The sequence below is a fragment of the Clostridia bacterium genome, assembly GCA_017394805.1.
Classification (GTDB): Bacteria; Bacillota; Clostridia; order Christensenellales; family CAG-1252; genus RUG14300.
In genome coordinates this window covers 74,930-88,689 of record JAFPXC010000020.1, presented here as the reverse complement: position 1 = coordinate 88,689, position 13,760 = coordinate 74,930, and the positions used below count along the sequence as shown (strand labels likewise).

The following is a 13,760-nucleotide window of genomic DNA, read 5'->3' as shown; positions in this document are numbered from 1 at the left end:
ATCATACCGAAAAGTGAGCGCACACATGGAAAAATATTGGCAAAACAAAGATATATTCAGCGTCAACACGCTCGAGCGCAACGCGTTGACCGCCCCCTTGGACGAAGGCGGCCATCCCGCCGTACTCGATCTCAACGGAGAGTGGTATTTTCGCTTTTACGACTCGGTCAACGATTTCGACGAAAAGTTGTTCGCCGCGGACGTGGACTGCGACGGCTTGGACGTCATTTCCGTCCCTTCCGAATGGCAAATCAAAGGCTACGGCACCCCCATCTACACCAACGTCCGGTACCCCTACCCCATCAGTATGCGGGCGGGCAAACTGCCTTATATCGACGACGCCATCAATCCGTGCGGCTTCTATACGCGCACGTTCGAAGTCAAGGCGGACAGAGAAAAGGTGATCTTGCGCTTCGACGGCATCAACAGTTGCGGGGTCGTTTACGTCAACGGACGTTTCGTCGGCTACTCCGAGGATACCTTCGACTACGCGGCGTACGACGTGACCGATTTCGTGACGACGGGCGAAAACCGCCTGTCCGTTTTGGTGGTGCAGTTCTGCACCGGCTCCTATCTCGAGGATCAAGATATGTGGCGTTTGGCGGGCATTTTCCGCGACGTCACCCTGCAATATGTGTCGGATAGCCATTTTACGGACGCGTACTTCCATACGGAATTCACGGACGGATTGTCCCAAGCGACCATCATCGCCGACGTGTCGGTCGACCATCCCGAAGGCACCGTTTGCCACCTGGAGATCCCCGCTTTGAAGGTCAAAATGAAACTCGAAGCCAAGGCTACCATGCAATTCCAGACCAAGCAACTGCGCGACTTCTTGCTGTGGAGCCACGAAACGCCGCACCTCTACAACCTCGAATTACGATTGGAAAAGAACGGCGTCGTCACGGACAAGCGGCTCTTCCGCTACGGCTTCCGCAAAGTAGACGTGCGCGAGGACGATCCGTCGGGACAACCCTATATTGCCCTCAACGGTCGGCTCGTCAAAATATGCGGCGTCAACCGTCACGATTTTCATCCCGAATACGGCCACGCCGTACCGCGAGAGTTGACCTATCGGGATTTGTGCCTATTACGCGCCAACAACGTGACCTCTATCCGCACCTGCCACTACCCCAACCCCGCCTTTTTCTACGAAATGTGCGACGAATTGGGCATCTTGGTCATGTGTGAGAACAATCTCGAAACGCACGGATTGGCCCATCTCATACCGCGTGGCAATCCCCTGTGGCTACGCCACACCGAGTATCGTATGCGCAATATGGTACGCGCTTTCCGCAACCATCCGTGCATTCTCTTCTGGTCTTTGGGCAACGAATCGGGCAAAGGAAAGGTCTTCCCCGCCCTCAAACGCGTCGCCTTGGAATTGGACGGCACCCGCCTCATCCACTACGAGCCATATCATCAAGTCAGCGATATGGTCAGCTCGATGTACGCCAAACAGACATCCATGCAGAAGATAGCCGACAACAAGCCGTATATCCACAGCAGAGCCTTGTGGAATTTGGGTATGGGCAACCTTTTGACGCCCGCGCAATACAAGCATAAGCCCTTTATACAATGCGAGTACGCGCATTGTATGGGCAACAGCCTCGGCAACTTCGGCGACTATTGGGACGTATTCGAGAAAAACCCGCGCCTTACAGGCGGTTATATATGGGACTTCGCCGACCAATCCATCAAACGCATCGTAGACGGCGTAACACAATGGACGATGGGCGGAGATTGGGGCGACAAGCCCAACGACGGCGTGTTTGCTTTCAACGGCATACTGCGTGCCGACCGCTCGCCCAACCCCGCTTTCTACGAGGTTTTCAAGGTGTACGAGCGCATTCAATGCACGCTCGACAAGCACACCCTTTGCGTTCACAACAAACAATCTTTTAGCACCCTCGACGGCTATACGATGGACCTTACGCTGCGCCGCGACGGCGTAGACGCTCTACGCAAGAGTTACGACTGCGCGCAGTTGTTCCCCGACTGTAAGCCCAACTCCACGGCGTATTTCGATTTGCCGCGCGAATTACGCGCAAAGGACGACGCCGAGTACAGCCTTTTGGTGGAGTTCCGTCAAAAAGCCGACCTGCCCTACGCGGCGGCGGGGCACGTCGTCGCCTACGACGACTTCTTGCTCAATCGCGTCGTGCGCAATACCGCCCACAGCAAAGGCAAGGTCAACTATCAACGCGACGGGGACGCATTCACGGTATTTGCGGGCGCGACCACCTATCGCGTCAATCTCGCCACGGGCGCCCTGGAGAGCATACGGCGCGGCGGGCTGGAGTATCTCCAAACGCCCGTCAAACCGCAATTCTGGCGCGCCATCACCAACAACGACAAATACGAGTCCAACTCGGTCGTTGACCTCAACAAACTGTTGGGCCTCAGCAAATTCCGCAACGTGGCCAAACGCGCCAAATGCGTGGCCTCGTCCATGACCGAGTCTGAGGACGGAATCTTGCTACACTTCGATATGCACGCTCGTTATATCGTGGGTTTCGATATCGATTACACCTTCTATCCCGACGGCACGGTGCGGCTGGCGATGAATTTGACGCCGATGGCCAATATGGTGCGCTACGGCTTCGAATTCGGGCTTTCCGAGGGGATAGACGGCGTCACCTACTACGGCAACGGCGAGCACGAGGCCTATTCGGATCGCGCGCGCAACTGCGTCTTGGGCGTCTACCGCAAATCGGGCGAAGAAATGACGCACGACTACCTCAGCCCGCAGGAAAACGGCAACCGTATGGACGTCAGATGGGCCGAGATCGGCGACAAGCGCAAGGTGAAACTGAGCGCGGTCAGCCACAACTTCCAACTCGGGGTGCACCCCTACACGGTGGATATGCTGGACGAAGCCAAGCACTTGCACGAGTTGGGCAGACTACCCTACCTCACCGTCAACGTGGACGGAGCGCAACGGGGCGTGGGCGGCGACCTGCCCGCCATGGCTTGCACGAAAAAACCGTACAAACTGCCCAAGTTTCATACATACGTCGTCGCCGTCGATCTTACTGTAGAATAGAGAATCAAAGTCAATGTTCAAAAACCTCAACAAAAAGTTCATAGAAGCGTTGTGCGCCGTATTGCCCGTGGCAATCGTCGTTATAGCCGTCTATTTTACGCCGTTCGTTCACCTGTCGACCTTGGAGATCGTCACGTTTTCCATATGCGTTGTCGTGCTGATAGCGGGCATCGCGCTCTTCAATATGGGCGCGGAACTCGCCATGATGACCATCGGCGAATCCATGGGCACCAGCCTGACAAAGCGCAAGAACATACCCCTTTTGTTGACGGTCACCTTGATCATGGGCGTATTGGTCACGGTCGCCGAACCCGACCTATCCGTCCTGGCCAACCAAGTCAAATCGGTCATCAATCCATACGCGCTCCTCTTCGGCGTGGGCGCGGGCGTCGGCATTTTCCTGCTCATCGGCATGGTGAAGATCCTATTCAAAAAGGACTTGTCGTCGATACTTATTTTCTTCTATTTCCTGCTGTTTGCCGTCGCGGCGGTGCTTATCGAAACGCAAAAAAAGGCCTTTCTGCCCCTCTCGTTCGATTCGGGCGGCGTGACGACAGGCCCCATCACCGTGCCCTTCATCATGGCCTTGGGCATAGGCGTTGCCGCCACCGTAGGCGGTAAAAACAGCGGCGAAAACAGTTTCGGCCTCATCTCGCTCTGCTCCATCGGCCCCGTGGCCGCCGTACTCATCTTGGCGCTTGTCGCCAAGGGCGACATGGCCTATACCCTTTCCGACTATTCGGTGAGCGCCCACCTCGGCGCGTTCTTCGGCGGCACCGTGCTCAACGTCGTGCTCAACGTCGTCCGCGCGCTGTCCCTCATCGTCGTCTTCTTCGTATTACTGCAACTGACGTTGATGCACCTGCCCAAAAGCAAGGTCAAACAAATCGTATTCGGCCTCATCTATACCTTTATCGGTATGGTGCTCTTCTTGGGCGCGGTCGAAATCGGCTTTATGCCCGTCGGGTACAAGATCGGCGTCAGCCTGTCCGACAACAAATTGCTCTTGACCATATTCGGCGTCGTTATCGGCATGGTGGTCGTTTTGGCCGAGCCTGCCGTCCACGTGCTCAACAAAGAGGTCGAGACCACCACGGGCGGCACGGTGTCCAAACGCAGTATGATGATTGCCCTCTCCTTGGGCGTGGGCATCTCCATCGGGTTGAGCATCATTCGCCTTATCTACGGCTTCTCCATTCTCTACTATCTCATTCCCGGCTACATCGTCAGCCTCGGTTTGAGTTTCTTCGTACCCAAAATCTACACGGCCATCGCGTTCGACGCGGGCGGCGTGGCGTCCGGTCCCTTGACTTCGGGCTTTATCCTACCCATGGTCATCGGCGCGTCCTTCGCCCTGCGCGGGGAGCAATCCGTCCTCGAGTACGGCTTCGGCGTGGTCGCTTTGGTGGCTATGACGCCCCTCATCACCATACAGGTATTGGGCTTCAGAGCCGTAGCGGCGCACCTTATACGCAAGCGCATCGCGTTGCGTCATATCTACGACGCGGACGACGAGCAGATCATCGAATTTATGTAGCCTATGAAAAAGAAACGCATCGTCAACACCAATACCAATCAAAAACTCAAAAGCGACAAGTTGAGCGTCCTGTTTACGGTGGTCAACCGTAACAAGGCGGATTTTTATATGGATTTGATACAGTCCTACCACGTCAATATGCAGTTGCAACTTCTTGCCAACGGCACCGCGCCCAAAGCGGCTTTGGCGTATATGGGCTTTGCCAACACCGAGCGCACGGTCATCGTCAGCGTCATTCGCGAGGACTGCGTACAGGGCGTTTTGGAAGAATTGGAAGAGAAATTCAACACCATCAAAGGTGGCAAGGGCATCGCCTACACCGTGCCCATGTCCGCCCTCATCGGCGTTTCGGCGTACAGTTTTTTGAGCGACACGCGCAAGTTATAGGAGCATCGTATGGAATATAGGCATCAACTGATCATTTGTATCGTAGACGAAGGATATATCGACAACGTCATGGACGCGGCCAAGGAATGCGGCGCACGCGGCGGTACGGTCGTCCACGCGAGAGGCACGGCCAACAAAGAGGCCGAGCGCTACTTCAACATCGCCATACAGCCCAACAAAGAGATGGTGATGATATTGGTGCCCACGCCCATACGCGACACCATACTGCACGCTTTGTACAGCAAGGTGGGCATCAATACCAACTGCCACGGCATCGCCTTTGCCCTGCCCGTAGACAACACAGTAGGTCTCAACAACAACAGGCCTCTGCCCGTAGACGACGCGCTCGTACCTGCGGAATTGACGCCTTCGGGCGGCGAAGAAACGGCTGAGTCGATCGACAACACGCCCGACCATCCCGACGGCTCGAACGAATGATCGATCGTCTGTCACAAAGGAGTTACACATGCGAAAACACGCAACTTTCAAAGAAATACACAAAAGTTGGGAACGGGGCCTTTTCAGAGCGATCATCTTCGTCATTCTGTGCGTGGCTGTCATTTTGATCTCCATACTCGTCCTGCCGAAGTTGCCCTTCCACGAATTACATGGCTTATCCCCCCAAGAGGCCCTGCGCAAGTTGATCACGGATATGAGTTTCATATCCGTTTGTCTGACGGCGCTTGCCAGCGCGACGGTGGTCTTTTTCGTTGACGTTTTCCGCAACAGAAGCGAAGAATACACCAAATTGAACGACGAAAAACGCGCCATCATTCACCGATACAAGAGCCATTTCAGCGAAGACGACTGCACGGCCGAAATCATCCAAAACCGCTACGATAGCGTTGGCCACGATCTGCAGATCACCGCGCATATTGCCGACCGTCGCCCCCGTCGATACCTCTATCCCTACATTTACGACAAATATTCGGACGAGCGCATAAACTATTGTATGGACGTCGGGCAATTCACGCAAAAGCACGTGCTTACCTTGCCGAACGTCAACGTGTATGCCAACGTTGAAGGCAACGCAACCATCACGATACACGATTCGCCAGAGCAATACCAACTGCCCGACTTTCTCATCAACTGCGCCACCAATCTCATCAGCGCGCACAAACACTCTATCGTGCGCAACGCGACGTCCATTCGCCTTAGGGATGTATCCTTCCGCCAAACCGATGAGACCGACGAGTTGACGCTCGAAACGCAAAAATCCACCTATTATCAGATGCTGCTGACCAACAGATGTATGGACTACTGCATCGAGCAAGGCGTGACCGTGCGCGATCTGTACGAGTATAATCCCCGCCTGAACGATCTCAAAGACAGTCTTCTGTGCAACCAAATCGGCATCAACGGGTTGGTCATCACGTCGGACGGATATCTTTTGATCGAAAAACGCAGTCGCAAAAAGACGACTTGGAAAAACAAGTTCGCCCAACCAATATCGCTTGCCTTCAAACCGGACAAGTTCGATAGTTACTACGACCGACAGGCGAAAGTGATCATCGAGGGCGTCGAGAACGAATTGTTCGCCACGGTGATCGCCAAAACGCTCAAAGAAAACTTCGGCATCACCAAAGATCAGTATGCCTTCGATCTACGCACCAACTTCCTGGGGCTGGCGCGCGACCTGGTGGAAGGAGGCAAACCCAATCTGTATTTCTACGTCGTACTCAACATCGGGGCGGAAGCGCTCAAACGGCAAATCGAGGATTTCTCCGCCGACGTAAGCGGCAATCCTCTCAAAAAAGAAAAACTCGACAGCAAATATTTCCTGGTCAGACACGACAAGCTCGCCGTGGATTTCAAATACGGATTTACCTTACGCAAGCGCGACGAAACGCTACGCGTCTATCGCAAACTATCCCCGCGCGTCCGCTTCGGCGCACAGAATTGCCTGCAAAAGTCCCATAAATACTGCCCTATCCGCTACTATCGTGAAAGCGGCGACGCTCTACTTGCCTGCATAGCGTATATGGAACTCGCGCACGAGCGTATTTTCGACTCCAACGGTCAGCCGAAGATTTGATGAGGTAACGCGATGAAAGTACTTGCATTCGGTGAAATATTACTCAGATTATCCGCAGACGATATAGATACCAATTCGTCTTTCGACTATTGCTGCGGCGGCACGGAAGCGAACGTATTATGCTGTCTTTCGGGAATGGGGCTCGACGCGAAGTATCTCAGCGTACTGCCCAAAGACAAGATCGGCGCGTTCGCCCTCGCCAAACTCAACGAATACCGCGTCGACACGTCTTCGGTCATTGTCAAAGACGGCAATATGGGCGAATACTATCTCTTCGCCCAAGAGAAAGACCGCGCCAAAGCGACCGTTTACAACAGGCGCAATTCCGCATTCGCGCATATCGACGAGAGCGACGTTGATTTCGAGCATATTTTCGACGACGTAGGATGGTTCCACGTGTCGGGCATTTCGTTCGCCGTGTCCCCTTCCGCCGAGCGAGTGGCGTTTCGCCTTCTCCGAAGCGCACGGGAACGGGGCATTCCCACAAGTTTCGATTTCAATTACCGCCCCGCTTTGTGGACTACCGACCAAGCGGGCGCGACGTTTCGCAAACTGCTTCGCTACGTCGACGTGATCTCGGCGTCCACCAAGGATATGCAGGTCTTTTTAGATCTGCAAGACGATTTCGTCAACGGCTTTTTTTCGCTCTATCCCGACGCCAAATACCTGTTTTTGCGGGATAGACTCGACGACAAAAAAGGCGAAGTCGGCTTGATGCGCGTGGTGGCGGCCTCTCACAAGGAAACCATCGCGTTGGACGGCATCAAATTGCGCGTCAAAGAACGCATCGGCGGGGGCGACGCTTTCGACGCAGGCGTTATATACGGACTATTCACGCACGACGACCTCTCGGAAGCGCTCGAATTGGGCATATCGTCTTATATACTCAAACACCAAGTGGCGGGCGACATTCTCAACGCACCCTACGAAACGGTGGCTTCCTACTACGATTTCAATCGGATATTGAAAGATCCCACCATATTGCTGAGCGTGGGTGAAATGGACGCTTCCTTCGAAAGAATGCGTAGCGTGCTGTCCAATTTCGCCACCGTCCGCGTATGCGGATTGAACGACGTAGACCTATCCGACGTTGACGTCTTCATCGGCAAGAAACTCTCCGCGGCCACGCTCGCTACGGCCAATCGTCTCAAAGCGATCTTCGCCTACAAGACGGGCGTAGACGATTTCCCCCTCAAAGAGCTGGCCCAAAAGGACGTATTATTGTGCAATTCGCACGTCAATTCGGACTACATTGCCGAGTATGCGTTCGGGTTGGCTATCACGCTGGTCAATCAAATCTGCATTTTCGACAAAAAACTCCGAAAAGGCGAATGGAACGACGAAAACTATCGGTATTGGAAAAGCATTTTCGATATGAAGATAGGTCTATTGGGCTATGGCGACATCGGCAAGCAGATACACAAAATACTCATGGCCAACGATATTGAGACATACACCATAGACAGAGGCAAACCCTACCACAACGTTCGTCTCGTCAAGGATTTCAAAGAGCTGTGCCAAACTTGCGATCTCATCATCTCTTCCCTGCCGAAAACGCCCGACACGGACGATATTTTCAACAAGGAGAGTTTCGAGTGGTTGCGCGATAAATTCATCGTCAACGTGGGCCGTAGCAACGTACTCAACGAAAAAGATCTCTACGACGCGCTCAAAAACAACGTTATCGCCGGCATCGCCAACGACGTATGGAAGGAAAAACCCAAAAACAAATCCGACCTACTCATGCCCAGCAAATACAATTTGCAAGAGTTCGACAACGTAGTCCTTTCTCCCCATCGCGCCATGTTCGTCATGGACGGTCACGACCGCTACGTGCAGGACGTCACCCAAAACGTCATCGACTATATCCAGGGGCGCGCCCCGCAGAACGTCGTAGACTGCACCAAAGGATATTAGCACCCCAAACCTTGCGCTCAATGCACGGTATGCATTTCCCCCTGTCGCCGCGGTTCGAAAGAACGCTTGCGGCGGCAATTTTAATTATCGGTCAAGGAAGTCACCGAGTGCGTTAATTGAGATAATTGATCGCCCATTCGAGTTCGTAATCCTCCCCGTTGTCAAAGTTTTCCTCGTTAAAGATCGCAAGAGCCGCCTCTTTCGTCAAAGGGATCTTTACGTCGAGCGGCGTTCGGCTTTGCCTTGAATCATCAACGTCGATATTCGGATTTCCTTCTTCGTCCAGCACAAGGCCAACGGGAAAATTAACGACCACTCCTTTCGGCATATATATCGAGCCGCCCGATTCCTGATTGCAGCCCGAGGGGCAGGACAAGCCCGCAATCGTCACGTTGTCGAGCTTTGACATATACAGCACCATTCCGTCACCCGCGGACGCACAGCGCATATTGGTAAGCACGAGTATCTCAACGTCGCCGAATTCGCCGTCGGCCATAATATATCTGTCGGCGGTTTTGACGTACTCGCCGTTCTTTCTGATGCCGAGCGAAAAGGCGTACGTTTTTTCTTTTGCAAACAGACTTGCAAAAGCGGTTGCGACCTCGTCATAACCGCCGCCGTTGTTTCTCAGGTCAACGATCAACTTCATCATTCCCTGCTTTTTCAGCGTTCGCAGGTCGCGTCTGAACGTCTCTCTCGCGTATATATGGTTGCCGCTGACGTAGGCGAAATAATCGTGAAAACGGTCGGTTTCTTCCGTCTTGATTTTCATATATCCCGTATCGTCGTTGAGCATTTTATACGAATATGCCCCATCCGTATTGTGCCAAAACAGCCGTCTCGCCCGCAAGGCTCTCGGCAACGCGGAATCAAGCCTATCGAGCGTAATCGTTTTTTCTTCGCTATCCGAGTTGATATAGCACACCTCAACGCGCTCGCCGCCCGTACCGGCCAGCCAGAACGCCTTCTCTATCCTCTCGTTTTCGGCTACCGCCTCGGGCGTCGGCACCTGCACGCTTTCAACGGCTTGGTCTATGGGAACGCCGTTCCATTTCGTAACCGTGTCGCCGTTTTTTATGGCAAGCCCGTCTTCCACGTCAACGGCTATCGTGGTTCCGTCGTCCAGCGTAACGAGAGACAGTCCGTAGTCGTTGAATTGCTTTAACTTCGTCATCAAATAATCGTTTTCGTCATAGAAGGACATACCCATATGTCCGTCATAAAAGCCGTACGTGAATGTGTCGATCGCTTCGTAGTATTTCGTTATATCGCCCGTCTTTTCGGCTTCGTCGATCAACAGCAAGCCGTCCGCTTTGATTTTTTCGTAATCGGGCTTTTTCCATTCGTTCAATATGTAGTTTTCTTCAAAATAATCGCACAACGAAACGTATGCGCTCTTCAAATCTCCGTTCGAGTAATTGACCGACGCCGGCGAATCGATATAGAAAAAAAGCGAAACGAGACATACTGCGCCGATAACCGTAGCACCGACTATTTTTACGGGTTTATTGCTCTTTTTCATAAAAACCAGCGGGAAAAACGCCGTAAGAATGGCCGACGCATAAATAAACGCATATTTCGCCAACAAGGGCAGCACCGCGTCGCCGAACGAATACAAGAAGAAATGAATTATTGCCGCCGCAAGCGGAACGAAGCACAGACCTATCCATACCTTTGCTTTTACGGCGTTATCTCCGACCGGTTTACGCACGATCAAAAGAATGACAAACCAAATAATAAATGCAAGACTAAATATCAGTGTAATGTTATCCTGCGAATATAATAGATGCCTTACCATATACTCACCGCCTTATTTTTGATTTTACCATCCAAACCAGCCGCTGTCAAACGATTGAAAAAAGCGACCGCTCATGAGGAGCCTTCCACACGAGCGTAGCGAGGGGTGCAGCCTGGCCGTAGGTCGGGGTGAGGAGCCCCTTCTCTCCACCACGAAAAAAGCGACCGAATCTCGGTCGCTTTGAAGTGGTGGAGACAAGGGGATTCGAACCCCTGGCCTATACGTTGCGAACGTATCGCTCTACCAACTGAGCCATGCCCCCACGCGTTTGCATTATAGATTATAAACCACATCGTCCCAAAAAGCAATTACTTTTTGCAAATTATTTTGAAAAACATTACAATATGCCTCGTGTCGGAACTTATTTGTCGGTATTCGTCGACTAAATGCGGATTATTATTCAGTTTTAATTGAATACACAGTCTATCTGTGCTACAATATTTTACTTACAACAAAGAGATATTGGGAGAAATAAATGTATTCGATCGTGCCGATACTTGCCATTGCCTTGCTGTTTATCGTCAACAACGAGGTCTTCTCGAAGTCGAAAAACTGCTCCGCAACGCGTGCACGCTCATCTGCAATCAATTCAAGCATAGTCCCGTCTATCGCAACGGCGGCGACGAATTCGTCGTCTTGCCGGAAGGCGAAGATTACGACAACCGCGCCGACAACCGAATGTACGAATGCAAGAATTATCTCAAGTCCTTGCAAAAATAGCATTTCCGTGAGATGCTCCGCGCGCTTGACTTCGCCGCACTATCGTGCAATAATAAATCCATACGCGGCATAGCCGCATCAAAAAGGAGATATCTATGAGCAAAGACTATTCCAACGCACCCGGTGACAAATCACCCATCAGCCCTTGGCATTATTTCGGGTTGAGCATATTGTACGCCGTGCCCATCGTCGGCTTCATCGTACTGCTGATCAACTCGTTGAGCAGGTCCAACAACGTCAACGTACGCAACTTCTCGCGCTCTTTCTTCTGCGGGTTGATACTTACCCTCATCGTCTTCGGCGTCCTTATTATCGTCAAAGTCGCCACGGGCGGCATAGAAGCCCTCACGCGGTGGTTTGCCAATTTGTTCAGTTGACGATCAAAAACAACGCGTCTCTCGCCACACGGGAGACGCGTTTTTTTGTGCTTTACTCTTTCAATTCGTCTGTAAACCGCGCATTCGTCCGTGATCGTCAGGTCAAGCCGAAGCGTAAGCGGCAGTTCGCGCTATACGAGCAAAAAGATGCGCCGCCATTGTTGACTAATTCGTCAAAATATGATATGGTTTTCATATACAACTATAAGGAGATAACTATGCAAAAATTCAGCGAAATCAAATACGTGCGCCCCGACGAAGCGGCTCTCTACGCCCAACTCGACGAAGCCATCAAGCAAGTCAAAAAAGTCAAATCGGGCAACGAATTGTGCCGCATCTACGCCGACGTGGATCGCCAAGGTAAAGAAATCGAAACCATGTTCACCGTGGCCTCTATCCGCAACACGATGGATATGAGCGACAAGTTCTACGAGGGCGAGATGGAGTTTTTGGACGGCTTCGCCGCCAAACTGCAACTCAAAATGAAGAAGTTCAACAAAGCCGTCGTGGCCTCCCCCTACGTCGGCGCGCTTGCCGAGCGTTACAGCGACTTGGTGGTCAAAAACCTCGAGACCTCACTCAAACTGATGAACGCCAAAATCGTCCCCATGATGATCCGCGAGGAAAAACTCGGGCGAGAGTATTCCAAGACGGCGGCCATGGCGTCGTGCGATTTCCGCGGCGAAACGTGCAACTTCTACGGTCTACTCAAACACATGAATTCGACCGACCGCGCCGAGCGCAAAGAGGCCTTTGAGAAATGGGCGGCCTTGTACGAGAGCATTTCGGACAAGTTGGACGCCATCTACGACAAGTTGGTGGCGCTGCGCGTCAAAAAAGCGCAAGCGTTGGGCTTTGACAGTTATATCGACTATATCTATCTGCAACGCGAGCGCTACGACTACACCGCCAAAGACGTGGCCGCCTTCCGCGACCAAGTGCGCGACGAGATCGTGCCCGTGTGCGCCCGTCTGCACGCCGAACAAGCCAAACGGCTGGGCGTAGACAAATTGCGCTACTACGACGAAGAACTCCTCTTCCCCGACGGCAACGCAAATCCCATCGGCGGCAAGGACGTTTTGGTAGGCAAAGCGCTCGAGTTCTATCAAGCGCTCTCCCCCGAAACGGCGGAGTTTTTCAAGTTTATGTGCGACTACGAATTGTTCGATCTGGAGACTCGCCCCAACAAACATATGGGCGGCTACTGCACCTTCCTCGGCTCGTTGGGCGCGCCCTTCATCTTCTCCAACTTCAACGGCACCTCGGCCGACGTGGACGTTTTGACGCACGAAGCGGGGCACGCGTTCGAGGCCTATACGGCCGCCAAAACGCAACCCCTCAGCGAAATGGTGTGGTCAACCAGCGAAGTGGACGAGATACACTCCATGTCGATGGAGCACTTCGCCTACCCCTATGCGGACAAGTTCTTCGGAAAAGAAGCGGCGGACAAATACCGCTACGCGCACCTCGTCGGCGCCCTCACCTGCATTCCCTACCTGGTGTCGGTGGACGAGTTCCAGCACCGCGTATTCGAGAAGCCCGCAATGACCGCCAAAGAGCGCCGCGCCGTATGGCACGAGATAGAGCAAAAATACCTGCCTTGGCGTGACTACGACGGCAACGAGTTCCTCGCAGAGGGCGGCTTCTGGATGCAAAAACAGCATATCTTCCTCTACCCATTCTACTACGTGGACTACGCCTTGGCGCAAGTGTGCGCGTTCCAATTCTTCGCCAAAGACCGCGCCGACCACCAAACGGCGTGGACGGACTATCTCGCCCTGTGCCGCGCGGGCGGCAGTCGCGGCTACTTTGCCCTTCTCGATTTGGCGCACCTCGACAACCCCTTCCGCGAGGGCACGGTGGCCAAGGTGATGCAGGCCGTCAACGCGGGCATCGCGGACTTCTCAGCCAAACTCAACTGATTTTGCAGCGCATAAAAAACG

At 53.1% G+C, this 13,760-nt stretch carries 10 protein-coding genes and 1 tRNA gene; 9 read left to right on the top strand and 2 right to left on the bottom strand.

The window, feature by feature from the left end:
- Positions 1–25: 25 nt before the first annotated feature.
- From II896_05420 to II896_05395, 6 genes are read left to right on the top strand one after another with little or no spacing between them, the layout of a single operon-like run.
- Positions 26–3,046 (top strand): DUF4981 domain-containing protein, encoded by a 3,021-nt coding sequence (locus tag II896_05420; GenBank protein MBQ4444069.1) that lies wholly within the window; start codon positions 26–28, stop codon positions 3,044–3,046.
- A gap of 13 nt (positions 3,047–3,059) precedes the next feature.
- Positions 3,060–4,583, top strand: a complete 1,524-nt coding sequence (locus II896_05415) for a DUF1538 domain-containing protein (protein MBQ4444068.1) — start codon at positions 3,060–3,062, stop codon at positions 4,581–4,583.
- Positions 4,584–4,586: 3 nt separating this feature from the next.
- A complete protein-coding gene (locus II896_05410) occupies positions 4,587–4,970 on the top strand; it encodes a hypothetical protein (GenBank protein MBQ4444067.1) in 384 nt (127 codons plus the stop codon).
- Positions 4,971–4,979: 9 nt separating this feature from the next.
- Positions 4,980–5,408, top strand: coding sequence for a P-II family nitrogen regulator (locus tag II896_05405; GenBank protein MBQ4444066.1), 429 nt, complete (start codon positions 4,980–4,982; stop codon positions 5,406–5,408).
- 28 nt (positions 5,409–5,436) lie between these two features.
- Positions 5,437–7,005 carry a hypothetical protein gene (locus II896_05400; protein ID MBQ4444065.1) on the top strand — a complete coding sequence of 523 codons (1,569 nt, stop codon included), beginning with the start codon at positions 5,437–5,439 and terminating at the stop codon, positions 7,003–7,005.
- Positions 7,006–7,017: 12 nt separating this feature from the next.
- A complete protein-coding gene (locus tag II896_05395; GenBank protein ID MBQ4444064.1) occupies positions 7,018–8,922 on the top strand; it encodes a hypothetical protein in 1,905 nt (634 codons plus the stop codon).
- A 112-nt stretch (positions 8,923–9,034) separates the two neighbouring features.
- Here the strand turns inward: II896_05395 and II896_05390 are convergent, their stop codons facing one another.
- On the bottom strand, positions 9,035–10,273 hold the full coding sequence (locus II896_05390; protein MBQ4444063.1) for a hypothetical protein: 1,239 nt from the start codon (positions 10,271–10,273) through the stop codon (positions 9,035–9,037).
- A gap of 633 nt (positions 10,274–10,906) precedes the next feature.
- Positions 10,907–10,982 (bottom strand) — tRNA-Ala (locus tag II896_05385).
- A gap of 167 nt (positions 10,983–11,149) precedes the next feature.
- On the opposite strand from II896_05385, the gene II896_05380 reads away from it, so the two are divergent.
- From II896_05380 to II896_05370, 3 genes are all read left to right on the top strand, one after another.
- A complete protein-coding gene (locus II896_05380) occupies positions 11,150–11,440 on the top strand; it encodes a hypothetical protein (protein MBQ4444062.1) in 291 nt (96 codons plus the stop codon).
- A gap of 95 nt (positions 11,441–11,535) precedes the next feature.
- Positions 11,536–11,817, top strand: coding sequence for a hypothetical protein (locus tag II896_05375; protein ID MBQ4444061.1), 282 nt, complete (start codon positions 11,536–11,538; stop codon positions 11,815–11,817).
- A gap of 218 nt (positions 11,818–12,035) precedes the next feature.
- Positions 12,036–13,739, top strand: coding sequence for a M3 family oligoendopeptidase (locus II896_05370; GenBank protein MBQ4444060.1), 1,704 nt, complete (start codon positions 12,036–12,038; stop codon positions 13,737–13,739).
- The last annotated feature ends 21 nt before the right edge of the window (positions 13,740–13,760 follow it).

What these genes read in the sequence shown, in the direction of transcription:
- II896_05420 (MBQ4444069.1), top strand. Translation starts at nt 26, where the DNA reads ATGGAAAAATATTGGCAAAACAAAGATATATTCAGCGTCAACACGCTC.
- II896_05415 (MBQ4444068.1), top strand. Translation starts at nt 3,060, where the DNA reads ATGTTCAAAAACCTCAACAAAAAGTTCATAGAAGCGTTGTGCGCCGTA.
- II896_05410 (MBQ4444067.1), top strand. Translation starts at nt 4,587, where the DNA reads ATGAAAAAGAAACGCATCGTCAACACCAATACCAATCAAAAACTCAAA.
- II896_05405 (MBQ4444066.1), top strand. Translation starts at nt 4,980, where the DNA reads ATGGAATATAGGCATCAACTGATCATTTGTATCGTAGACGAAGGATAT.
- II896_05400 (MBQ4444065.1), top strand. Translation starts at nt 5,437, where the DNA reads ATGCGAAAACACGCAACTTTCAAAGAAATACACAAAAGTTGGGAACGG.
- II896_05395 (MBQ4444064.1), top strand. Translation starts at nt 7,018, where the DNA reads ATGAAAGTACTTGCATTCGGTGAAATATTACTCAGATTATCCGCAGAC.
- II896_05375 (MBQ4444061.1), top strand. Translation starts at nt 11,536, where the DNA reads ATGAGCAAAGACTATTCCAACGCACCCGGTGACAAATCACCCATCAGC.
- II896_05370 (MBQ4444060.1), top strand. Translation starts at nt 12,036, where the DNA reads ATGCAAAAATTCAGCGAAATCAAATACGTGCGCCCCGACGAAGCGGCT.